1 protein-coding gene is annotated in these 1,413 nt (G+C 43.6%); it reads right to left on the bottom strand.

All coding sequences use genetic code 11. The features are described 5' to 3' along the window. The coding region (locus ACESM0_RS13450) for a chemotaxis protein CheB (protein WP_372906718.1) at nt 1-1,244 on the bottom strand (1,244 nt) is incomplete at its 3' end. Nucleotides 1,245-1,413: the final 169 nt, after the last annotated feature.

The raw sequence follows: 1,413 nt of genomic DNA, 5'->3' as shown, positions 1-1,413 counted from the left end.
AAAAAATTATGAACGGCAAATACACACATATCCCGAACCTGCCGGTTTACCTGATAATTTCCATTTGATTTGGCAAAGTACTTTTTGATTCGTTTCTCAGAGACGCCCGCCAAGTCTGATGTCGAATATATCCCCAAACGAGCCTTATCGATTGCGGATTCGCTTAAATCAGATGCAAAGATCTGTACTTTTTTCCCGGGCTTTCCCACAGAGCGCGTTTCCAACAGTTCCCTAAACAGGATGGCCAGTGAATAGGCCTCCTCACCTGTGCTGCAACCCGCTACCCAAACCCTGATGGTTTTATCGTCGGGGATTTTGTCGATAAGATCCGGTAAAAAATTGTTGGCCAGATTTTCAAATATTTTCGGGTCACGAAAGAATGAGGTAACCGGAATCAGAAAATCACTGTACAGAGTATCCTGTTCCTCTTTATTTTCTCTCAAGTATTCAAGATAGGCCGACACCTTTTTAATTTTGTTGATCGCCATCCTCCGAAGAATTCTCCTGCGGATTGTGGTCTGTTTGTAATAGGTGAAGTCTGTGCCTTTCCGAACCCGTAACAGGGTGATAATTTGCATGAAGTCACCCTCTTCTTCCTTCTCACCGGGGATATCTAAAGCATCCCCGGTTTTAATAAAATGCTTTATTTCAACTAATTTTTTCGGGATCTCTTCAGGTGGAAGCACAAAATCAACAACTCCGGCCTGGATTGCACTGCCGGGCATTCCGTCGTATTCAGCCGACTCCAGATTCTGCGCAAAGGTAATGCCCCCGCCATCTTTTATGGCCTTTAACCCTTTGGTGCCATCGGATGCCGTACCCGATAGTACCACACCAATGGCACGTGATTCATAAACATCAGCAAGCGCAGAAAATAACAGGTCGATGGGAAGAACACGTTCTGATTTTTTCTTTTCAGGCCGTTTTGTGAGCCGCAATTTACCATCTGACACACTCATCAATTTGTCACTGGGCATCACATAGACGTGGTTGGGCTCAATTTCACGCTCCTCCGACAACTCCACCACCGGCATTTTTGTCTCTTTTTGAAGTATGTCGGGCAGCAGGCTTTCGTGATCCGGGTCTAAATGTTGTACAAATAAAAAAGCCATACCGGGCTCTTCCGAAATGGCTTTGAGTAATTTTTTAAAAGGGGATAATCCCCCGGCTGAAGCACCTATACCAACCACTGGAAATTGGGATTCAGGGTCACGACTCTTTTTTTTCTTTTTGTCTGACTTCACTGCAGTTTTTTTAGTCTATGGTTAGCATAAAGCTTCCTTTTCCCGGAAGATCCATATCATTATCTGCTATCAATTTAAGTGATTTATAGATCAGTTCTTTAAGTTCCCAAAAACTGGCCGGTTTTCGAATATAGTAGTGTGCAGCATCTTTAAAAACCTGCTTTATCAT

Origin of the sequence: Rhodohalobacter sp. (assembly GCF_041686455.1) — a bacterium.
Taxonomy (GTDB): Bacteria; Bacteroidota; Rhodothermia; order Balneolales; family Balneolaceae; genus Rhodohalobacter.
Note: the sequence above shows the minus strand (reverse complement) of the source record. Positions and strands in the feature narration are given on the sequence as shown.